This window comes from Piscinibacter sp. PDB1-1 (assembly GCF_056675995.1).
This window is the reverse complement of sequence record NZ_JBWVZJ010000001.1, coordinates 1,903,228-1,923,111: the sequence shown is the minus strand read 5'-3', so window position 1 is coordinate 1,923,111 and position 19,884 is coordinate 1,903,228. Positions and strand designations below refer to the sequence as shown.

General features: G+C 66.4%; 19 protein-coding genes. 10 read left to right on the top strand and 9 right to left on the bottom strand.

What is annotated here, in order from left to right; translation table 11 throughout:
• Positions 1–22 precede the first annotated feature (22 nt).
• A complete protein-coding gene (locus tag AC1KAR_RS08965; protein WP_480316620.1) occupies positions 23–1,390 on the bottom strand; it encodes an 8-oxoguanine deaminase in 1,368 nt (455 codons plus the stop codon).
• A 121-nt stretch (positions 1,391–1,511) separates the two neighbouring features.
• On the opposite strand from AC1KAR_RS08965, the gene AC1KAR_RS08960 reads away from it, so the two are divergent.
• A complete protein-coding gene (locus AC1KAR_RS08960) occupies positions 1,512–1,814 on the top strand; it encodes a CopG family ribbon-helix-helix protein (protein ID WP_480316618.1) in 303 nt (100 codons plus the stop codon).
• On the top strand, positions 1,811–2,098 hold the full coding sequence (locus AC1KAR_RS08955) for a type II toxin-antitoxin system RelE/ParE family toxin (protein WP_480316616.1): 288 nt from the start codon (positions 1,811–1,813) through the stop codon (positions 2,096–2,098). The genes AC1KAR_RS08960 and AC1KAR_RS08955 overlap by 4 nt, the downstream gene beginning before the upstream one ends.
• A 63-nt stretch (positions 2,099–2,161) precedes the next feature.
• Here AC1KAR_RS08955 and AC1KAR_RS08950 read toward each other — a convergent pair whose 3' ends face one another.
• A complete protein-coding gene (locus tag AC1KAR_RS08950; protein ID WP_480316614.1) occupies positions 2,162–4,372 on the bottom strand; it encodes a malate synthase G in 2,211 nt (736 codons plus the stop codon).
• A 153-nt stretch (positions 4,373–4,525) separates the two neighbouring features.
• Here AC1KAR_RS08950 and AC1KAR_RS08945 point away from each other — a divergent pair, with 153 nt between their 5' ends.
• Positions 4,526–5,437, top strand: a complete 912-nt coding sequence (locus tag AC1KAR_RS08945) for a LysR family transcriptional regulator (RefSeq protein ID WP_480316612.1) — start codon at positions 4,526–4,528, stop codon at positions 5,435–5,437.
• 124 nt (positions 5,438–5,561) lie between these two features.
• Here AC1KAR_RS08945 and AC1KAR_RS08940 read toward each other — a convergent pair whose 3' ends face one another.
• Together AC1KAR_RS08940 and AC1KAR_RS08935 are read right to left on the bottom strand one after the other, a co-directional pair.
• Positions 5,562–5,870: a PsiF family protein gene (locus AC1KAR_RS08940; RefSeq protein ID WP_480316610.1), complete on the bottom strand. Its 309-nt coding sequence runs from the start codon at positions 5,868–5,870 to the stop codon at positions 5,562–5,564.
• 124 nt (positions 5,871–5,994) lie between these two features.
• On the bottom strand, positions 5,995–7,353 hold the full coding sequence (locus AC1KAR_RS08935; RefSeq protein ID WP_480316608.1) for a serine/threonine-protein kinase: 1,359 nt from the start codon (positions 7,351–7,353) through the stop codon (positions 5,995–5,997).
• Positions 7,354–7,476: 123 nt separating this feature from the next.
• Between AC1KAR_RS08935 and argS the strand changes: the two genes are divergently transcribed.
• The 7 genes from argS to AC1KAR_RS08900 all read left to right on the top strand — a co-directional run bounded on the left by argS (position 7,477) and on the right by AC1KAR_RS08900 (position 14,842).
• Positions 7,477–9,165: an arginine--tRNA ligase gene (gene argS, locus AC1KAR_RS08930; RefSeq protein ID WP_480316606.1), complete on the top strand. Its 1,689-nt coding sequence runs from the start codon at positions 7,477–7,479 to the stop codon at positions 9,163–9,165.
• A gap of 10 nt (positions 9,166–9,175) precedes the next feature.
• Positions 9,176–9,847, top strand: a complete 672-nt coding sequence (locus AC1KAR_RS08925) for an SPOR domain-containing protein (RefSeq protein WP_480316604.1) — start codon at positions 9,176–9,178, stop codon at positions 9,845–9,847.
• A gap of 69 nt (positions 9,848–9,916) precedes the next feature.
• A complete protein-coding gene (locus AC1KAR_RS08920) occupies positions 9,917–10,567 on the top strand; it encodes a thiol:disulfide interchange protein DsbA/DsbL (RefSeq protein ID WP_480316602.1) in 651 nt (216 codons plus the stop codon).
• An 89-nt stretch (positions 10,568–10,656) separates the two neighbouring features.
• Entirely contained in the window at positions 10,657–11,280 is a 624-nt protein-coding gene (lptA, locus tag AC1KAR_RS08915) for a lipopolysaccharide transport periplasmic protein LptA (RefSeq protein ID WP_480316600.1), read from the top strand.
• Positions 11,277–12,053, top strand: coding sequence for an LPS export ABC transporter ATP-binding protein (lptB, locus tag AC1KAR_RS08910; protein WP_480316598.1), 777 nt, complete (start codon positions 11,277–11,279; stop codon positions 12,051–12,053). Before lptA ends, lptB begins: the two co-directional genes overlap by 4 nt.
• A 21-nt stretch (positions 12,054–12,074) precedes the next feature.
• Positions 12,075–13,601: an RNA polymerase factor sigma-54 gene (locus AC1KAR_RS08905; protein WP_480316596.1), complete on the top strand. Its 1,527-nt coding sequence runs from the start codon at positions 12,075–12,077 to the stop codon at positions 13,599–13,601.
• The gene (locus tag AC1KAR_RS08900; protein ID WP_480316594.1) at positions 13,601–14,842 is read left to right on the top strand and encodes a THUMP domain-containing class I SAM-dependent RNA methyltransferase; all 1,242 of its coding nucleotides are present in this window, start codon (positions 13,601–13,603) and stop codon (positions 14,840–14,842) included. Before AC1KAR_RS08905 ends, AC1KAR_RS08900 begins: the two co-directional genes overlap by 1 nt.
• A gap of 2 nt (positions 14,843–14,844) precedes the next feature.
• Here AC1KAR_RS08900 and AC1KAR_RS08895 read toward each other — a convergent pair whose 3' ends face one another.
• The 5 genes from AC1KAR_RS08895 to AC1KAR_RS08875 all read right to left on the bottom strand — a co-directional run bounded on the left by AC1KAR_RS08895 (position 14,845) and on the right by AC1KAR_RS08875 (position 19,875).
• Entirely contained in the window at positions 14,845–15,567 is a 723-nt protein-coding gene (locus AC1KAR_RS08895; RefSeq protein WP_480316592.1) for a 16S rRNA (uracil(1498)-N(3))-methyltransferase, read from the bottom strand.
• 58 nt (positions 15,568–15,625) lie between these two features.
• Positions 15,626–16,120 (bottom strand): hypothetical protein, encoded by a 495-nt coding sequence (locus AC1KAR_RS08890; RefSeq protein ID WP_480316590.1) that lies wholly within the window; start codon positions 16,118–16,120, stop codon positions 15,626–15,628.
• Between the two features lie 177 nt (positions 16,121–16,297).
• Positions 16,298–17,971: a long-chain-fatty-acid--CoA ligase gene (locus tag AC1KAR_RS08885; RefSeq protein WP_480316588.1), complete on the bottom strand. Its 1,674-nt coding sequence runs from the start codon at positions 17,969–17,971 to the stop codon at positions 16,298–16,300.
• A gap of 165 nt (positions 17,972–18,136) precedes the next feature.
• The gene (locus tag AC1KAR_RS08880; RefSeq protein ID WP_480316586.1) at positions 18,137–19,558 is read right to left on the bottom strand and encodes an NAD(P)(+) transhydrogenase (Re/Si-specific) subunit beta; all 1,422 of its coding nucleotides are present in this window, start codon (positions 19,556–19,558) and stop codon (positions 18,137–18,139) included.
• On the bottom strand, positions 19,555–19,875 hold the full coding sequence (locus tag AC1KAR_RS08875; RefSeq protein WP_480316584.1) for an NAD(P) transhydrogenase subunit alpha part 2: 321 nt from the start codon (positions 19,873–19,875) through the stop codon (positions 19,555–19,557). The genes AC1KAR_RS08880 and AC1KAR_RS08875 overlap by 4 nt, the downstream gene beginning before the upstream one ends.
• Positions 19,876–19,884 lie beyond the last annotated feature (9 nt).

The window sequence follows — 19,884 nt, the reverse complement described above, 5'->3', positions numbered from 1 at the left end:
GGGCGGTCGTGCTCGTCGACCCTCAGACTGCATCGGCCAGGTCGCGAGCGAGTCGGTTGTGCCGCTCCACCAGCCGCGGCAGGTCGAGCGTGGTGATCTGCCCGTCGCGCACCACCACCCGTCCGTTGACGATGCTGTGTCGCACGCGCGGCACGTGGCAGAACAGCAGCGCGGCCAGTGGGTCGTGCAGTGCGCCTGCCATGCCGATGTCGTCGAGCGGCACGGTCACGATGTCGGCCGCCATGCCGGGCGCGAGCGCGCCGATGTCGTCGCGGTTGAGCACCTGCGCGCCGCCGCGCGTGGCGATTTCCAGCGCCTCGCGCGCACCCATCGACGACGGCCCCTTCTCGGCCCCGTAGGCCACGCGCTGCAGCAGCATGGCCTGGCGCACCTCGGCCAGCATGTGGCCGCTGTCATTGGAGGCGCTGCCGTCCACGCCGATCGCCACCGGCACGCCGGCGTCGCGCATCGCACGGATGGGCGCGATGCCCGAAGCCAGGCGCATGTTGGAGCAGGGGCAGTGGGCGACGCCGGTGCCCGTTTTGGCGAACAGCGCGATGCCGGCCGCATCGAGCTTCACACAGTGCGCGCACCACACGTCGCGGCCCAGCCAGCCCAGTTGCTCGGCGTACTCGGCCGGCGTGCAATTGAACTTCTCGCGCGTGTAGGCGATGTCGTTGTCGTTCTCGGCCAGGTGGGTGTGCAGCGACACGCGGTGCTGGCGTGCGAGCAGGGCGGCATCGCGCATCAACTCGCGGCTCACCGAGAAGGGCGAGCACGGCGCGACCACGATGCGCTGCATCGCAAATCGCCCCGGGTTGTGCCAGCGCTCGATCAGACGCTGCGTGTCTTTCAAGATGGCGTCTTCGCGCTCGACCACGCGGTCGGGCGGCAGGCCGCCTTGCGACTGGCCCACGCTCATCGAGCCGCGTGCGGCGTGGAAGCGCATGCCGATCTCGGCGGCGGCTTCGATGGAGTCGTCGAGCGTCACGCCGTTGGGGTAGATGTAGAAGTGGTCGCTGGTGGTGGTGCAGCCCGAGAGCAGCAGCTCGGCCATCGCCGTCTGCGTGGAGGTGTGCACCATTTCCGGCGTGAGCCCGGCCCACACCGGGTAGAGCGCGCGCAGCCAGCCGAAGAGCTCGCTGTCCTGCGCGGCGGGGAGCGCGCGCGTCAGCGTCTGGTACATGTGGTGGTGGGTGTTGACCAGGCCGGGGATCACGATCTGGTCGCGCGCGTCGATCACTTCATCGGCCGTGATGGGCAACGCGCTGCTCGGGCCGACGGCCTCGATGGCATGTCCGCGCACGAAGACCGCGCCATCGGCGATCTCGCGCCGTGCGTCGTCCATGGTGACGAGCAGGCGGGCGTGGCGGATCAGGAGCGTCTTCATGCCAGCGCAGTGTGCAAGAAGCAGGCCGCAGCGGCCAGTGCGGGAGTGCTTGGTCGGGGCGCTCGACGTGATTCAATGTAATACACTGCATCACAGTGTCAGACATTGCAGGAGCCGCACCATGCCCACAAGCCCGAAGGATGCCCAGGTCAGTCTGCGCCTGCCCAACGAGCTCAAGGACCGAATGGAGGCGTACGCCGAGCTCACCGGCCGAAGCCGAAGCTACGTCGCCATGGAAGCTCTGAGTACGTACCTGGATGCCCGTATTCCGCAGATCGAAGACCTGAAGCTTGCCGTCCAGGCAGCCGACCAGGGTGAGTTCGCGTCCGACGAGGAAGTGGCCGAAGCGCTTGGCCGACGCGCCGGCAAGCCTGTCGCACGCGGCGCAGCCACCAAGCCGGCGCGCCGGCAACGCGGGAAGTGAAAGTTCGCTGGACGCGCCGCGCCTTGGCGGACCTGAATCGCCTGTCCGACCGTATCGCCCTCGACAAGCCCACTGCCGGCGAGGCGTTCGTGCGCGCCGTTGCAGAGAAGGTGGCGCGGTTGGAGACGTTCCCTCTGCTGGGGCGCGTCGGGGCGTATCAGGACACGCGCGAACTCGTCGTGCACAGGAACTACCTCGTCACCTACCGCGTGCGTGGCAGCGAGGTGCATGTCCTGCAGGTGTGGCACCTCGCACGCAACCGGCCGCGAGGCACGCCGCACTGAGCGGCAATCCGCCACGAAAAACGGCGCCCGCAGGCGCCGTCGTTTACCTCACGCGAAGACCGCTCACCGCGCGGCCGCCTTCACCTTCAGGCGCCAGGCGTGCAGCAGCGGCTCGGTGTAGCCGCTCGGTTGCTCCTTGCCCTCGAAGACCAGATCCAGCGCGGCCTGGTAGGCGGCCGAGGTCTTGAAGTTGCCGGCCATCTTCTTGTAGACCGGGTCGCCGGCGTTCTGCTTGTCAACCACTGCAGCCATGCGCTCGAACGTCTCCTTGACCTGCTTCTCGGTCACCACGCCGTGGTGCAGCCAGTTGGCTATGTGCTGGCTGCTGATGCGCAGCGTGGCGCGATCTTCCATCAGGCCCACGTTGTGGATGTCGGGTACCTTGGAGCAGCCCACGCCCTGGTCGACCCAGCGCACGACGTAGCCGAGGATGCCCTGCACGTTGTTGTCGAGCTCCTGCTGGCGTTCGGCCGGCGTCCAGGTGGCTTCCTTGACCACCGGCACCTGCAGCAGGCCCTTGAGCAGGGATTCGCGGGCGGCATCGGCGTCGGTCTTTTCGAGTTGCTTCTGCACATCGGCCACCTTGACCTGGTGGTAGTGCAGCGCATGCAGCGTGGCGGCGGTGGGTGAGGGCACCCAGGCAGTGTTGGCGCCGGCGCGCGGGTGCACGATCTTCTGCTCGAGCATGGCGGCCATCAGGTCGGGCATGGCCCACATGCCCTTGCCGATCTGGGCGCGGCCGCGCAGGCCCATGCCCAGGCCGACCAGCACGTTGCTCTTCTCATAGGCCTGGATCCAGGCGCTGCTCTTCATGTCGCCCTTGCGCATCATCGGGCCGGCCAGCATGGCGGTGTGCATCTCGTCGCCGGTGCGGTCGAGGAAGCCGGTGTTGATGAAGGCCACGCGCGAGGCGGCCGCGGCAATGCAGGCCTTGAGGTTCACACTGGTGCGGCGCTCCTCGTCCATGATGCCGAGCTTGACGGTGCTGTCGGGCAGCTTGAGCAGCTTCTCCACGCGCGTGAAGATCTCGGCCGCGAAGGCCACTTCGGCCGGACCGTGCATCTTCGGCTTCACGATATAGACCGAGCCGGTGCGCGAGTTCTTGATCACGCCCTTCTTGCTCGTGCGGGCGAGGTCGTACAGCGCGATGGTGGTGGTGATCACCGCGTCCATGATCCCTTCGGGGATCTCGCGCTCCTTGCCGTCCTTGCCGGTGTAGAGGATGGCCGGGTTGGTCATCAGGTGGCCGACATTGCGGACGAACATCAGCGAGCGGCCGTGCAGGGCCACTTCCTTGCCCTTGGGGCTGGTGTAGACGCGGTCGGCGTTGAGGCCGCGGGTGAAGGTCTTGCCACCCTTGCTCACCGCTTCGGTCAGCGTGCCCTTGAGGATGCCCAGCCAGTTGCTGTAGGCCAGCACCTTGTCTTCGGCATCCACCGCGGCGACCGAATCTTCGAGGTCGAGGATGGTCGAGAGCGCGGCTTCGAGCACCAGGTCGCACACACCGGCCGGGTCGGTCGAGCCGATCGGGGTGTTGCGGTCGATGCGGATGTCGAGGTGCAGGCCGTTGTGCTGCAGCAGCACCGATGACGGCGCCAGCGCGTCGCCCTGGTAGCCCGCGAACTGGCCGTTGTCTTCGAGCGAGCTGGTGCTGCCGTCCTTGAGTTCCACGCGCAGCTTGCCGCCCACCACGTGGTAGTTGACGGAGTCGATGTGCGAGCCCTTCTTCAGCGGCGCGGTGCGGTCGAGCACGTAGCGCGCGTACTCGATGACCTTGGCGCCGCGCACCGGGTTGTAGGCGCCGGCGCGCGTGGCGCCACCGGCTTCGGAGATGGCGTCGGTGCCGTACAGCGCGTCGTACAGCGAGCCCCAGCGGGCGTTGGCGGCGTTGAGCGCGTAGCGGGCGTTGAGGATGGGCACCACCAGCTGCGGGCCGGCCTGCAGGGCCAGCTCGGCGTCGACGTTCTTGGTCGTGGCCTTGGCCTTCTTGGGCTGCGGCACCAGGTAGCCGATCTTCTCCAGGTGCTTGCGATAGGCCTTCATGTTCGTGATGGGGCCCGGGTTGGCCTGGTGCCAGGTGTCCATCTCGATCTGCAGGCGGTCGCGCTCGGCCAGCAGGGCGATGTTCTTCGGGGCGAGGTCGCGCACGATGGCGTCGAAACCTTTCCAGAAGTGGGCGCTGTCGATGCCAAGGCCGGGCAGGACGTCGTCTTCGACGAAGCGATGCAGCACGTTGGCGACTTGCAGGCTGTGGACGGTGGTGCGTGCGGTCATTGGAGAAGGCCTTGTGGTTCAGGAATGGAGGGTCGGGCAGGTGCGGGCAATGCGCGCGCCCGCGCGAAAGCATGAATCTATTCGATGGGTGGGCGTTTATTAAGTACCCGAGAAGGCAAAGATTCGGAACTTTGATGCAGGTAATCTAGCGTCATGGACAAACTCAAGCAGATCGAGTCCTTCGTGACCGTGGCGGCCAAGGGGAGCCTGACCGCCGCCGCGGCGGCCGAGGACATCGCCCCCGCCGTGGTGGGGCGCCGCATCGACGCGCTCGAAGAACGCCTGGGCGTGAAACTGTTGCTGCGCACCACCCGGCGGATCACCCTCACCCATGAAGGCAGCGCCTTTCTCGAAGACTGCCAGCGCCTGCTGGCCGACCTGGCCAATGCCGAGGCCAGCGTCAGCGCCGGCGGCGTGAAGGCCAGCGGCTACCTGCGCATCACCGCACCCGCCGGCTTCGGGCGGCGGCACGTGGCACCGCTGGTGCCGGCCTTCGTGGCCCAGCATCCGGATGTGAACGTGTCGCTGAACCTTTCCGACCGTCTGGTCGACATCGTCAATGAGGGCTTCGACTGCGCGGTGCGCGTGGGCGACCTGCCCGACAGCAGCCTCATCAGCGTGCGCCTGGCCGACAACCGGCGCGTGTGCGTGGCCACGCCGGAATACCTGGCGCGCGCAGGCACCCCGACGCACCCGCACGAGCTGACCCACCACGACTGCCTGATCCTCAGCAGCGACGCCAGCCAGACCCGCGGCTGGGCTTTCACCATCGGCGGCGAGGCGACGCACATGCGCCTGAACGGCCGGCTCGACTGCAACGATGGCCAGGTGCTGCACGACTGGTGCCTCGCCGGCCTGGGGCTGGCCTGGCGCTCGATGTGGGAGGTAGAAGGCCAGCTCGCCAGCGGCGAACTGGTGAGCGTGCTGGCCGACTACGCCGCCCCGCCCAACGGCATCTACGCGATGTTCACGCAACGCAAGCACCTGCCGCTGCGCGTGCGCTTGTGGGTCGACTACCTCAAGCAGCAGTACGGCGATGCATCCTATTGGCAGCAAAAGAGCTGACGACCGCGCCCACTAGCACCAGCGAAGCGAAGTGCCCCTCAAACAACGCCCGAGGAACCGGCTTTGCCGGTCCTCTGGGCGGCGCCCCCCGGTGGCAGGAGCGAAAGCGACTGGGGGGCCCCTATCAAGCTGGTTTGCTAGACAGGCAGGTCTTCATGAACGCCTTGCGCTCGTCGCCCTTCTTCTCGCCAGCATCCTTGTTGCAGCTCTTCATCTTCTCCTGCTGCGAGGGCGTGGCGTTGGCCGACAAACACTTCTTCATGTAGTCCTTGCGCTCGTCGCCTTTCTTGTCACCGGCGTTGGCATTGCAGCTCTTCATCTTCTCTTGCTGCGCCGTGTTCGCCTTGGGAGCAGACGCGGCGGGGTCGGCAGCCTGGGCCGAGCCTGCGAAAGCCACGGCCGCGAGTGCCAGAACGCTGATCAGGTGTTTCATGGAGGCATCCTTCCAGTGAGTGTGAGGGGGTGACTGCGCCGGGTCGGATTGAAGCATCACGCCAAGCCGCCAGCAAGTGCTCAACGCCGCGGCATGCAGCGGCGCCGACAGATTCAGCCTGCGATCAGAGAATGCGCCGCGGGTGCGCGATGGCTTCGTGCGCGGCATGCAGCCTGCGCACCAGCACGCGGATGAAGGCTTCGTCGAACAGGTGCCGGCAGTTGGGGCTGACCTGGGCCAGTGTTTCGGGCGTGAACGAGATCGTGGTCGCCGGGTCGGTGACCACCACGTTGGTGCTGTGGCGGCGCAGCTCGGGGCTCGGCGCCAGGTAGGCCATCTCGCCCACCGAGGTGCCGGAGCCGAGTTGCGCAACCTTCTCGCCATCGCGGTACACCTCGACCTCGCCCTGCGCAATGATGTGGAAGGTGTTGCCCTCTTCGCCCTTGGTGTACAGCGCATGCCCGAACGGAAAGCGCTGCCACTTGGCGCGGTGCACCACCTCCCATAGCTCCACGTCGCCGAAGTTCGAGAAGAACTCCAGCGAGCGCAGCAGGTTGAAGCGCTCCGAATCGAGCACGCCCTGCAACTGCCCGCGCGGCACCTGCTGGTTGGTGATAAGGCCGGAGAGCGCCTGCGCAAAGTCGTCCCAGGTCGGGTAACGGTCTTCGGGGCGCTTGGCGATGGCCCCGAGGATCGCGCAGTCGACGCTCGCATTCACCCCCGAGCGCAGCGTCGAGAGCCTCGTGGGCTCTGCGGTGTAGATCTGGTTCATCATGGCCGACTGCGAGGTCGAGTCGAACATCGGCCGCCCGGCGATCAGGTGGTAGAGCACGGCGCCGAGCGAGTACATGTCGGCGCGGCAATCGAGCGTGCCGCCGTCGAGCTGCTCGGGCGACATGTAGGCCAGCGAGCCGACGCGGTGCACTTGCGTGGTCTCCGACGCCATGTTCAGTGCGCTGCCGAAGTCGCTGATCTTCACGTCGGTGATGTTGCCGTTGTGGATCACCGCCAGCAGGTTGGCCGGCTTCACGTCTCGGTGGATCAGGCCCTGGCGGTACACGTAGCCCAGCGCCATCGCGCACTTGAAGCCGATTTCCACGATGAGTTCGAGCGGCAGCAACTGGTCGGCGCGGCAATAGGGGCGCAGCGTGTTGCCGGCCACGTACTCCATCACCAGGTACGACTCGTCGGGATTGACCACCGCGTCGTAGATCTGCACCACGTTCGGGTGCTTCAGGCGCCCCACCAGCGAGGCTTCGGCGGCGAAGAAGCGCTCGAAGTAGCGACCGTCGGTGGGGTCGTTGGTGGCCCCGGCCCGCACGCGCTTGATGGCCACGTCGCGCTGATGGAAGTCGTCGCGCGCCAGGAAGACTTCGCTGGTCGCACCCTCGCCCAGGCGGCGCAGCACCGGGTACTTGCCAATCTGCGCCGGCAGCGGCTGGGCGCCGAATGAACTGGGGCTGAAGGGGGGCGACGACGACATGGGAGATGCCATCTTGGCACGCCCGCAAGGCCCTCGCACGCCAAATAGCGCACGAAAAGCAGGCCCAATCCGCGTCTAGGTGCATCCCCTGATGGCTCGGAGTGCGCCACTTAGAATCTGCCGATGATCCAAGCCAAACAGGATTTGCTGCGCGCGCTGCAGGAATCTCTCGCCGAACTCAGCCCCGAGAACACGCCCGCCGCGGCCTTCGAATTGCCCAAGCAGGCGGCCCACGGCGACCTCGCCTGCACTGCGGCGATGCAACTCGCCAAACCCCTCAAGAAGAACCCGCGCGAACTCGCGCAGGCCCTGGTCGACGCCCTGTCGCGCCGCGCCGCGGTGCAGCAATGGGTCGAGGCGATGGAGATCGCCGGCCCCGGCTTCATCAATTTGCGCTTGAAGGCGGCGGCCAAGCAGGCCATCGTGTCGGCCGTGCTCGACGCCGGCGAACGCTTCGGTCATCAGCCGCCGCAGCCTGGCCAGCAGGTGATGGTCGAGTTCGTGTCGGCCAACCCCACCGGCCCGCTGCACGTGGGCCACGCGCGCCAGGCCGCGCTGGGCGACGCGATCTGCCACCTGTTCCAGACCCAGGGCTGGAAGGTGCAGCGCGAGTTCTATTACAACGATGCTGGCGTGCAGATCGCCACGCTCACCACCTCGACCCACTCGCGCATTCAGGGCCTCAAGCCCGGCGACGCCGATTGGCCCGAGTCCGCCTACAACGGCGACTACATCCAGGATATCGCCGACGACTTCATGGCGAAGAAGACGGTCAAGGCCGACGACCGCGAATTCACCGCCTCGGGTGAGGCGAACGACCTGGACGGCATCCGCCAGTTCGCCGTGGCCTACCTGCGCCACGAGCAGGATCTGGATCTGCAAGCCTTCGGCCTGCGCTTCGACCATTACTTTCTCGAATCGAGCCTGTACACCACCGGCCGCGTCGAGCAGACCGTGGCACGCCTGGTCGCCAACGGCAAGACCTACGAGAAGGACGGCGCGCTGTGGCTGCGCAGCACCGACTACGGTGACGACAAGGACCGCGTGATGCGCAAGTCCGACGGCACCTACACCTACTTCGTGCCCGACGTTGCCTACCATCTCAACAAGTTCGAGCGCGGCTTCACCAAGGTCATCAACGTACAGGGCACCGACCACCACGGCACCATCGCCCGCGTGCGCGCCGGCCTGCAGGCGGCCGACATGGGCATCCCGGCCGGCTACCCCGACTATGTGCTCAACACCATGGTGCGCGTGATGCGTGGCGGCGCCGAGGTGAAGATCAGCAAGCGCGCCGGCAGCTACGTGACGCTGCGCGACCTGATCGACTGGACCAGCAAGGACGCGGTGCGCTTCTTCCTGATCAGCCGCAAGGCCGACACCGAGTTCACCTTCGACGTCGACCTCGCGCTCAAGCAGAACGACGAGAACCCGGTGTTCTATGTGCAGTACGCGCATGCCCGCATCAACTCGGTGCTGGCGCAGCGGCCTGCGCTGACCTCCAATTCGGCAGACCTGCGCGACGCCAACCTCAGCTTGCTGACCGCGCCCAGCGAGGCCGCGCTCATGCTCAAGCTCGGCGAGTACCCCGAGATGCTGAGCCACGCCGCCGCCGATCTGGCGCCGCACGACGTGGCCTTCTACCTGCGCGACGTGGCCTCCGCGTTCCACAGCTACTATGCCGCCGAGCGATTCCTGATCGACGACAACGCTGAACTGACCGCCGCCCGCCTGGCCCTGCTCGCCGCCACGCGGCAGGTGTTGCGCAACGCCCTCGCGCTGCTCGGCGTGAGTGCCCCCGACAAGATGTGATGGAGACCGAATGAAGAAGACGCCTCGGAACAGCCCGCGCAACAGCCCACGCCGCCAGTACGGCAATTTCGTCATCGGGCTGATCGTCGGCCTGCTCGTCGGGCTGGCACTCGCCCTGGGCGTGGCGCTGTACATCGCCAAGGTGCCGGTGCCCTTCATCAACAAGGTGCCGCAGCGCACCGCCGAGCAAGACGCTGCCGAGGTCGAGAAGAACAAGAACTGGGACCCGAACAGTTCGCTCTACGGCAAGACGTCGGCCCCGCGCCCGCCTACCTCGATGGCCAGTGGCGTGGTCGCGCCGCCGCCGCCCGCGGTGCCACCGACCTTGCCGCCCCCGGCAGCAAATGCGGGTGCCGCCCCCGGCGCCAAGCCCGATCCAGCGGCCATCCTCGCGGGCAAACCGGCGAACGAGCCGCCGCCCGTGTCCACGAAACCGGGCTCCGATGCGTTCACCTACTTTGTGCAAGCCGGCGCGTTCGCCCGGCCCGAAGACGCCGAAGCCCAACGCGCCAAGCTGGCGATGTCGGGCTGGGCGGCCAAGGTCACGGAACGCGAGCAGTCCGGCCGCACGGTCTACCGCGTGCGGCTGGGTCCTTACGACAAGAAGGACGACGCCGCACAGATGAAAGAACGACTGGACGGCGTGGGCGTCGAATCCGCGCTGGTTCAGGTCCAGAAGTGACGCGCTGAACCAAACCGGTCTGAACACACTCCACTCCCCCTGTCATTAGCCTTTGGGAATCGACACAACATGAACCGACGCGACTTTTCTGCCCAGCTGGTGAGCTTCGGCCTGGGTACTGCGGCCCTGACGACCGGCCTGCACGCCCACGCCCAGGACAAGCCTGTCGAAGGCAAGCACTACGTTCGCCTGGGCACGCCCGCCCCGGTGAATGCGCCTGCCGGCAAGATCGAAGTCGTCGAGTTCTTCTGGTACGGCTGCCCGCACTGCAACGCCTTCGAGCCCACGCTGGAGTCCTGGTTGAAGACGCTGCCGGCCGACGTGGCGTTCCGCCGCGTGCCGGTCGCCTTCCGCGAGGCGTTCATGCCGCACCAGCAGATCTACTACTCGCTGGAAGCGCTGGGCAAGGTCGAGGCGCTGCATCGCCGCGTGTTCTACGCCATCCACAACGACCGCCAGCGTCTCGAGAAGCCCGACGACATCGCCGCGTTCATGGAGAAGAACGGCATCGACAAGGCCAAGTGGAACGAGGTGTACAACTCGTTTTCGGTCGTGACCAAGTCCAAGCAGGCCACGCGCCTGGCCGATGCCTACAAGATCGACGGCGTGCCCGCCATGGGCGTCAACGGCCGGTTCTTCACCTCGGGCACGCTCGCCGGCTCGATGGACAACGCCCTGCGCGTCACCGAGTACCTGATCGGGACGCAGCGCAAAAGCTGAGCCCCGCAAACCGCTGATTGCTCAGCGGTAAAGTGCAGCGAAAGCGCCCGGCGGCATGCATCTTGAGGCTAGAATGGCCTGCAAGTTTCATGCCGCCAATGACCCCACCGACCCCCTCCCTATTGCCGCGCCGGCCTCCACGGGCGATCGCATGCGCCGTGCTCCTGGCATTGGCATCGGGCTTGGCGCAGGCTGAGAAGGCCGACCGGCTCAAGCCGCTGGAGGTCGAATCCGACCTTCCGGGCAAGGTGGATCTGCAGACCCAGACCGTCGTCTTCAACGGCAACGTCGTGGTCACCAAGGGCACGATGGTCATTCGCGCTGCCCGCATCGAGGTGCGCGAAAGCCCCGAGGGCTATCAGTACGCCACGGCCACGTCCGGGGGCGGCCATCTCGCCACCTTCCGCACCAAGCGCGACAACGTCAACGAATTCGTCGAAGGCGAGGCCGAGCGCCTGGAGTACGACGGCAAGAACGATTCCATCCGCTTCATCAACCGCGCCTCGGTGCAGCGCCTGCGCGGCACGACCGTGGCCGATCAGGTCACCGGTGCCGTCATCACCTACGACAACACGGCCGAGCTGTTCACGGTGTCGGGCGGGCCGTCGGCCGCCACGCCAGGCAACCCCACGGGCCGCGTGCGCGCGGTGCTGACGCCCCGATCGGGCACGCCTGCTGCGGCCGAAGCCGCGGCCTCGGGGGCCTCCCGATGAACGGAGGGCCGCCTTCCGAGGTGTTGACCGCCACGAGCCAGCTCGAAGCCATCGGCCTGCAGAAGAGCTACGGCGCGCGCATGGTGGTCAAGGACGTGCGCCTGGCGGTGCACAGCGGCGAGGTGGTCGGCCTTCTGGGCCCGAACGGTGCCGGCAAGACCACCAGCTTCTACATGATCGTGGGCCTGGTGCGATCCGACGGGGGCCAGATCAGCATCGATGGCCAGCGCGTCGAGCGGCTGCCCATCCACAAGCGCTCGCGGCTCGGCCTGAGCTACCTGCCGCAAGAGGCGTCGATCTTTCGCAAGCTCACGGTCGAGGAGAACATCCGCGCCGTGCTCGAACTGCAGCACGGCCCCGACGGCCGTGCGCTGCCGAAGGCCACGATCGACAAGATGCTCAATGATCTGCTCGAAGACCTGAGCATCCAGAAGCTGCGCGCGAGCCCGGCCCCGGCTTTGTCAGGTGGCGAGCGCCGCCGGGTGGAGATCGCCCGTGCACTGGCCACGCAGCCGCGCTTCATCCTGCTCGACGAGCCCTTCGCGGGTGTCGACCCGATCGCGGTGCTGGAGATCCAACGCATCATCGGCTTTCTGAAGGCGCGTGGCATTGGCGTGCTGATCACCGACCACAACGTGCGCGAGACGCTGGGCATCTGCGACCGCGCCTACATCATCAGCGAGGGGCGGGTGCTGGCCGAAGGCACACCCGGTGAGATCGTGGAGAACGCCGACGTTCGAAAGGTCTACCTCGGCGAACACTTCAGGATGTGACCCCGTGACGGACCACGCCGTATGAAACCGTCATTGCAAGTACGGCTGTCGCAGCATCTGGCGCTCACGCCCCAGCTTCAGCAGTCGATCCGTCTGCTGCAACTCTCCACGCTCGAGCTTCACCAGGAAGTCGAGCAGATGCTGGAGCAGAACCCGTTTCTCGAAGCCGAAGAAGACAACGCGGCCGTCTTCGAGCCGCTCAGCGAGCGCCTCTCCGCGGCCGAGCAGAAAGGCGAGCGCGAGGCCGAGCGGGCCACCGAGTCGGTCGCCGATGCCGGAAGTGACGACACGCCCAGCCTCGACAGCACCGACTTCAGCGCCGAACGCGACGACTGGGAGAACGGCACCGAGCGCGACGATTTCGACGGCATCCGCGAATTGCCTTCTGGTAGTGGCACGGGCACCAACAACGACAGCGACGACGACTTCGACCCCGCCGAGCGCAACAGCGAGAACGTGAGCCTGCAGGAGCACCTGCGCCGCCAACTGCTGGGCATGCGCCTGAGCCCTGAAGACGCGGCGGCTGTGACGGTGCTGATCGAGTCGCTGAACGAAGACGGCTATCTGGCCGACGCACTGGACGACATCGCCGCCGAACTCGCCAGCACCGACGAGCAGCGCGAAGAACTGCTCGAACGCCTGCAGTGCGCTCTCAAGTGGTTGCAGAACATGGAGCCGCTCGGCGTCGGCGCACGCGACCTGAGCGAGTGCCTGATCCTGCAGCTGCGCGCCATGGAGCGCAGCGAGGCGCAGATGATCGCCATCCTGATCTGCAAGAGCCACCTGGAGCTGCTGGCCAAGCGCGACATGAAGAAGCTGATGTCGGCCACCGGCGCCGACGAAGAGCTGATCAAAGAGGCCCAGGTGCTGATCGTCTCGACGGAGCCCAAGCCCGGCCGGCCCTTCACGCGCGCCGAGGCGAACATCATCGTCCCCGACGTGATCGTGCAGAAGTCGGGCCGCAACTGGAAGGTCGTGCTCAACCCCGAGGTGATGCCCAAGCTGCGCATCAACGACCTCTACGCACAGGCCATTCGCGGCAGCCGCGGTTCGGGCGGCGCCAACGGCGCGCTCAGCTCTCGCCTGCAGGAGGCGCGCTGGTTCATGAAGAACATCCAGCAGCGCTTCGACACCATCCAGCGCGTGAGCCAGGCGATCGTCGAGCGGCAGAAGAGCTTCTTCACGCATGGCGAGATCGCGATGAAGCCACTGGTGCTGCGCGAGATCGCCGACGAACTCGGCCTGCACGAGTCGACCATCTCGCGCGTGACCACCGCCAAGTACATGGCGACCATGTTCGGCACCTTCGAGCTCAAGTACTTCTTCGGCTCGTCGCTCAACACCGAGGCCGGTGGCAATGCATCGAGCACCGCGGTACGCGCGTTGATCAAGCAGCTCGTGGCGGCCGAAGATGCGGCCAAGCCCTTGTCGGACAGCCAGCTCTCCAAGATGCTCGAAGAGCAAGGCATCCAGGTGGCGCGGCGCACGGTGGCCAAGTACCGCGAAGCGCTGCGCATCGCGCCTGCCAACCTGCGGCGGACGATGTAATGGCACTGCCCCTGTTCCTTCCCTGTGCCGCCGGTGTCGAGGCCTGGCTGAGCGAAGAAGTGCAGCGCATTCTTCCGAGCAGCCGCATCTATCCGGGCCGCGGTGGCGTGGGTGTCGATGGCGACCCGGCCGATGTGATGGCACTCAACCTGGAAAGCCGGCTCGCGCAGCGCGTGCTGGCCGAGGTGGCGTCCGGCCCCTACCAGGGCGAAGACGATCTCTACGCACTGGCGCGCAGCGTCGACTGGCAGCAATGGATCACGCCGCAGCACACCTTGCGCGTGGACACCACCGCGCAACGCAGCCCGCTGCGCAGCCTGAACTTCGCCGCCCTGCGCGTGAAAGACGCCGTGTGCGACCAGTTGCGCGGGGCCACCGGCGAGCGCCCGAGCGTCGACACGCAACGGCCCGACCTGCAGCTCGTGCTGCACCTGGGCGAGACGCATGCCTCGCTGTACGTCGACACCTCGGGTGAATCGCTCTTCAAGCGCGGCTGGCGCGAGGACAAGGGCGATGCGCCATTGAAAGAAACGCTCGCCGCCGCGATGCTGGCCGCCGCCGGCTGGCGCGGCACAGCCGATGAAGGCGGCGCGTTGCACGACCCGTGTTGCGGCAGCGGCACCATCGCGATCGAGGCGGCGCAACTCGCCTGCGGCATCGCGCCGGGCCTGAAGCGCCGCTTTGCCTTCGAGCGCCTGCTGCCCTTCGCCGACACCGATTCGCGCGCTCAATGGCAGCGCATGAAGAGCCATGCGCAGTCGCGCGTCCACGCGAGTGCCGTGCCCATCTTTGCCAGCGATGTGTCCTTCCGCATGGTCGACTTCGCGCGCCGCAACGCGCAGCGCGCGGGGGTCGAGCACGTCATCCAGTTCAATGGTGGCGACGCACTCGAGCGCCCCGCGCCCGAATTGCCGGCCGACCTGCCCGGCACGCTGATGATCAACCCGCCCTATGGCGAACGCATCGAAGTCGCCGGCAAGGCCGCCGCGCGCGCGCCTGCCCTTGACCGCAGCGACGACAACCGGGCCGCTCCCGACGATTTCTTTCCGCGTCTGTCAGCCCACTGGAAGCGCAGCTACACCGGCCACGCTGCCGGCTGGACGGCGTGGGTGCTCAGCCCCGACATGAAGCTCCCCGGTGCGATGCGCCTGAAGGCCACTCGGCGCGTGCCGATGTGGAACGGCCCCATCGAATGCCGCTTGTTCCGCTTCGATCTCGTCGCCGGGTCGGCCCGCGACTGAGCTCACGCAAGGCTCGACAGACCCAGGAATGCCAGCACCGCGAGCGGTGCCGTGTCGGCCCGAAGAACGCGTGGGCCGAGTCCGATCGCTTCGAAACCGGCACGTTGCGCGAGTGCTTCTTCCTGCTCGCTCAAACCCCCTTCGGGCCCGCTCACGAACAGCACCGGCCCCGGGCTCGCGGCCAGCAGCGTGCCCGCGCGCGGGCTGAGCAGGCAGCGGCGTTGTTCGCCTGATGCCGACGGCAGCGTGCGTAGCCAATCGGGCAAGCCGCGAATGGCGGCCACGTGCGGGACGCGCGTGCGCCCGCACTGCTCGCTTGCGGCGACGGCCACCCCTTGCCAATGCGCCTGGCGCCGCTCGGCGCGCTCACCGCTCAGGCGAAGCACCGATCGCTCGGTAAGCAGCGGCTGGATCGCAGCCACGCCCAACTCGGTGGCTTTCTCGATCAGCGCGTCCATGCGCTCGTTGGCCGGCATCCCGATCGCGAGGGTGACGGGGTGGGCGAGCTCGCGCTCTACAGCGTCGTGTTCGTGCACTTGAACCTGCACCTCGCTGCGGCCCATCTGTTGCACCGTGGCGCGCCACTCGCCGCCGTGGCCGTTGAAGAGAACGAGGTCGGAGCCGGGTTGAAGGCGCAGCACCTGCACATGGCGCGCGGGCCCGGGGGGCAGGGTGATGAGCGTGTCCGCCTGCAGCGGATGTTCGAGGTAGAGGCGTACCGGCATGGCGGCGAGTTTGCCTCACCCGACGGGGGGCATAGCGGGGCAGAGCGCCCCGTGCGGCTCAGGCGCCGAACAGGGTGCGCCGCGCCTTCTCGGCAGCGGGCAGGCCTTTGCGATCGCGAATCTGGTCGAGTGCGCGGTCGGCGACCTTGCGCAACTCCTCGATCGTGCCGGCCTTCTCGACAGCCAGCGTGAGCGGGAAGCCGCGCAGTCCGAGTTCAGCCGAGATGAGCTTGGTCAATGCAGCCGTGAATTGGCCGTAATCGAGCGCCTGCTCGGGGGCCGCCGCTTCAGGTTCATCAGCAACCAAGGGCGCTGGCACCGTGATGCTGCCCGAGGAGCGGCTGCTGCTGCCGCCTTGCACCTGTGCGATGAGTTGCAGCGACTCGAGCAACTGAAAGTCTTCGGCTTTGCTGCCGGCCACGTTGGCCAGCAGCATCTCTTCGGTCTTCACGCCGTCGATCAGCAGCAGCAGATTGCGTTGCGAGCGCTCTTTCACGAGCGCCCGGGTCTGCATCTCCGCTCTGCCTGCATCTGTCTTGGACCAGATCACCATCGACCTCCCGTCAATGACCTACCGCGCGAAATCAGCAGCTCACTGCTCTTTCGCGAATCTGAACCGATTCGACCGCCGAAGTGAGGCTTCGTTCGCGATTTGAACCGGCGATGCGGGCAATACTTCACAAAGCCCGCACTGTGCACGTCGGTTCACACGATACAAGAGCGCCGCCGGTCAAGCCTTGTCGCGCAGCTCGCGGCGCAGGATCTTGCCTACAGGTGTCTTGGGCAGGTCGGTACGGAACTCGATGATCTTCGGCCGCTTGTAGCCGGTCATGTTGGCGTCGCAGTAGGCACGCACGTCGTCTTCGGTCACGGCGGGGTTGCTGCGCACGATCACGAGCTTGACGGCCTCGCCGGTCTTGGCGTCGGGCACGCCGACCGCCGCGCATTCGAGGATGCCGGGCATCTGCGTCACGACGTCGTCAATCTCGGTCGGGTAGACGTTGAAGCCGCTGACCAGGATCATGTCCTTCTTGCGGTCGACGATGCGGAAGAATCCGCGCTCATCCACCGTGCCGATGTCGCCGGTGCGGAAGAAGCCGTTCGCGGTCATCACCTTCGCGGTTTCATCAGGGCGCTGCCAGTAGCCGGCCATCACCTGCGGGCCGCGGATGGCGATCTCGCCGGCTGCGCCCGCCGCCACTTCGTTGCCTTCTTCGTCCAGCAGGGCCAGTTCGGTGTTGGGCAGCGGCAGGCCGATGGTGCCGGTGAAGGATTCGCTGTCCGTCGGGTTGCAGGTGGCCGACGGCGAGGTCTCCGACAGGCCGTACCCTTCGCAGATCGGGCAGCCGGTCTTCTCGAGCCACAGCTTCGCTGTGGCCTGCTGGACGGCCATGCCGCCGCCGACCGAGATCTTCAGCTTGCTCCAATCCACCGTGTTGAACTCAGGGTGGTTGACCATGCCCATGAACAGCGTGTTGACGGCCGGGAAGCTGTGAATGCCTTCGTTCGCTATCGCCTTGAACAATGCAGGGATGTCACGCGGGTTCGGGATCAGGATGTTGCAGCCCCCAGTGCGCATCGACAGCATCATGTTCGAGGTGAACCCGAAGATGTGATACAGCGGCAGGGCGCAGACGGTCATGGACTGCTCGCCTGCGGGGATCTTGCGCAGTGCGGGCTGGTACCAGGCTTCGCACTGCAGCGTGTTGGCCACCAGGTTGCGATGCAGCAGCACGGCACCCTTGCTGACACCGGTGGTGCCGCCGGTGTACTGCAGCACAGCGATGTCGGTGGGCTTGAGATCAGGCGCGCGGTACGAGGCCTTGCGGCCAGCCGCCACCGCGTCGTTGAAGCGCACGATGCCGGGCAGCGCGAAAGCCGGCACCATCTTCTTCACGTTGCGCACGACGTAATTGACGATCGTGCCCTTGGGGAAGCCGAGCATGTCGCCCATCGAGGCGAGGATCACCTTCTTGGCGGGCACGGCGGCGTAGCAGGCCTGCAGCGTGGCGGCGAAGTTCTCGATGATGACGATGGCCTTGGAGCCGGAGTCCTTGAGCTGATGCTCCAGTTCGCGAGCGGTGTAGAGCGGATTGACGTTCACGACCACCATGCCGGCGCGCAGGATGCCGGCCACGGCCACGGGGTACTGGGGCACGTTGGGCATCATGATGGCGACGCGGTCGCCCTTCTCCAGGCCCTGCGATTGCAGATAGGCGGCGAAGGCACGCGACTGTTCGTCGACCTGGGCGAAGCTGAAGCTCTTGCCCATGAACTTGTAGGCGGTGGCAGAAGCATGCTTCTTGAGCGCCTCCTCGATCAACGCAGTCAGCGAAGGGTATTCGTTGATGTTGATCTGCTCAGGCACGCCGGCAGGGTATTGCTTGAGCCAAGTCTTTTCCATCTAGGTTCTCCGGTGCACTTACTTTTTGAGAAATGGGCGATTCTGACGTATAGCTGACACCCGAAACATCAGGGCTTTCGAGCGTCGAACGAGCGTTCGTTTTCTGAGTTCTCGAAAAAAAGGCCACGCGGATTGCTCTGCGCGGCCTTCCTGGTGGCGGTCGAATTACTCGACCGCTTTGACCATGTCCTCGACAACTTTCTTCGCGTCGCCGAAGACCATCATGGTCTTGTCCATGTAGAAGAGCTCGTTGTCCAGGCCGGCATAGCCTGCGGCCATCGAGCGCTTGTTCACGATGATGGTCTTGGCCTTGTACGCTTCCAGGATGGGCATGCCGTAGATCGGGCTGCCCTTGGTGTGCGCTGCCGGGTTCACCACGTCGTTGGCGCCCAGAATGATCGCCACGTCGGCCTGGCCGAACTCGCCGTTGATGTCTTCCATCTCGAACACCTGGTCGTAGGGCACTTCGGCCTCGGCCAGCAGCACGTTCATGTGGCCCGGCATGCGGCCGGCCACCGGGTGGATGGCGTACTTGACGGTGATGCCCTTCTCGGTGAGCTTGGCGGCGAGTTCCTTCACCGCGTGCTGCGCACGGGCCACGGCCAGGCCGTAGCCCGGCACGATGACGACCGTCTCTGCATTGCCGAGCACGAAGGCCGCGTCGTCGGCGCTGCCGCTCTTGACCGGGCGCTGCTCGGTGGCGCCCCCCGTGGCTGCGGCAGCGTCACCGCCGAAGCCGCCCAGGATCACGTTGAAGAACGAGCGGTTCATCGCCTTGCACATGATGTACGAGAGGATTGCGCCCGACGAGCCGACCAGCGAGCCCGCAATGATCAGCATGCTGTTGTTGAGCGAGAAGCCGATGCCCGCCGCCGCCCAGCCCGAGTAGCTGTTGAGCATGGACACCACCACCGGCATGTCGGCGCCGCCGATCGGGATGATGATCAGCACGCCCATCACGAAGCTCAGGGCGAGCATGGCGAAGAACGCCGGCCAGCTGCCGGTGAACATGAACACCAGGCCGAGGCCGATGGTGGCCAGGCCCAGCACCAGGTTGAGCATGTGCTGGCCGGGGAAGACCACCGGCGCGCCCTTGAACAGGCGGAACTTGTAGGTGCCTGACAGCTTTCCGAACGCGATCACTGAGCCACTGAAGGTGATGGCGCCGATGGCCGCGCCCAGGAACAGCTCCAGCCGGTTGCCGGTGGGGATGGGGTCGCCCGCCTTGGCCACGATCTGGAAGGCCGCCGGCTCGGCGACGGCTGCCACCGCGATGAACACGGCCGCGAGGCCGATCATGCTGTGGAAGAAGGCCACCAGTTCCGGCATCTTGGTCATCTCGACCGTCTTGGCACGGTAGGCGCCGTAGGCCGCACCGGCCAAGAGGCCGATCAGTACCCAGACCAGGCCGCCGGTGTGACCCAGCTTGACGATCAGCGCGCCGGTGGTCAGTACGGCGATGGCCATGCCGACCATGCCGAACAGGTTGCCGCGGATCGAGGTGGTGGGGTGGCTCAGGCCCTTGAGTGCCTGGATGAAGCAGACGCTGGCGATCAGGTACAGCAGCGTGACCAGGTTCATGCTCATTTCGGCTCCTCCTTGACCGCCAGCTTCTTGTCTTTCTTCTTGAACATCTCGAGCATGCGCCGAGTGACGAGGAACCCGCCGAACACGTTGACGGCAGCCAGCGCCACGGCAAGCACGCCCATGGTCTTGCCCAGCGGCGTTTCGGTGCCGGCCGCAGCCAGCATGGCGCCCACGATCACGATGGCGGAGATGGCGTTGGTCACGGCCATCAGCGGCGTGTGCAGGGCGGGCGTCACGGTCCACACGACGTGGTAGCCCACGTAGATGGCCAGCACGAAAATGATGAGGTTGGTGATGGTCGGCGAGATGATGTCCATCCGACGTTC

Coding starts and splice junctions, on each gene's coding strand:
- AC1KAR_RS08945 (WP_480316612.1), top strand. CDS start 4,526: ATGGACAAACTCAAGCAGATCGAGTCCTTCGTGACCGTGGCGGCCAAG.
- AC1KAR_RS08890 (WP_480316590.1), bottom strand. CDS start 16,120: ATGGTGATCTGGTCCAAGACAGATGCAGGCAGAGCGGAGATGCAGACC.
- AC1KAR_RS08920 (WP_480316602.1), top strand. CDS start 9,917: ATGAACCGACGCGACTTTTCTGCCCAGCTGGTGAGCTTCGGCCTGGGT.
- lptA (WP_480316600.1), top strand. CDS start 10,657: ATGCCGCCAATGACCCCACCGACCCCCTCCCTATTGCCGCGCCGGCCT.
- AC1KAR_RS08950 (WP_480316614.1), bottom strand. CDS start 4,372: ATGACCGCACGCACCACCGTCCACAGCCTGCAAGTCGCCAACGTGCTG.
- AC1KAR_RS08935 (WP_480316608.1), bottom strand. CDS start 7,353: ATGTCGTCGTCGCCCCCCTTCAGCCCCAGTTCATTCGGCGCCCAGCCG.
- AC1KAR_RS08895 (WP_480316592.1), bottom strand. CDS start 15,567: ATGCCGGTACGCCTCTACCTCGAACATCCGCTGCAGGCGGACACGCTC.
- AC1KAR_RS08905 (WP_480316596.1), top strand. CDS start 12,075: ATGAAACCGTCATTGCAAGTACGGCTGTCGCAGCATCTGGCGCTCACG.
- argS (WP_480316606.1), top strand. CDS start 7,477: ATGATCCAAGCCAAACAGGATTTGCTGCGCGCGCTGCAGGAATCTCTC.
- lptB (WP_480316598.1), top strand. CDS start 11,277: ATGAACGGAGGGCCGCCTTCCGAGGTGTTGACCGCCACGAGCCAGCTC.
- AC1KAR_RS08940 (WP_480316610.1), bottom strand. CDS start 5,870: ATGAAACACCTGATCAGCGTTCTGGCACTCGCGGCCGTGGCTTTCGCA.
- AC1KAR_RS08960 (WP_480316618.1), top strand. CDS start 1,512: ATGCCCACAAGCCCGAAGGATGCCCAGGTCAGTCTGCGCCTGCCCAAC.
- AC1KAR_RS08900 (WP_480316594.1), top strand. CDS start 13,601: ATGGCACTGCCCCTGTTCCTTCCCTGTGCCGCCGGTGTCGAGGCCTGG.
- AC1KAR_RS08925 (WP_480316604.1), top strand. CDS start 9,176: ATGAAGAAGACGCCTCGGAACAGCCCGCGCAACAGCCCACGCCGCCAG.
- AC1KAR_RS08885 (WP_480316588.1), bottom strand. CDS start 17,971: ATGGAAAAGACTTGGCTCAAGCAATACCCTGCCGGCGTGCCTGAGCAG.
- AC1KAR_RS08965 (WP_480316620.1), bottom strand. CDS start 1,390: ATGAAGACGCTCCTGATCCGCCACGCCCGCCTGCTCGTCACCATGGAC.
- AC1KAR_RS08880 (WP_480316586.1), bottom strand. CDS start 19,558: ATGAGCATGAACCTGGTCACGCTGCTGTACCTGATCGCCAGCGTCTGC.
- AC1KAR_RS08875 (WP_480316584.1), bottom strand. CDS start 19,875: ATGGACATCATCTCGCCGACCATCACCAACCTCATCATTTTCGTGCTG.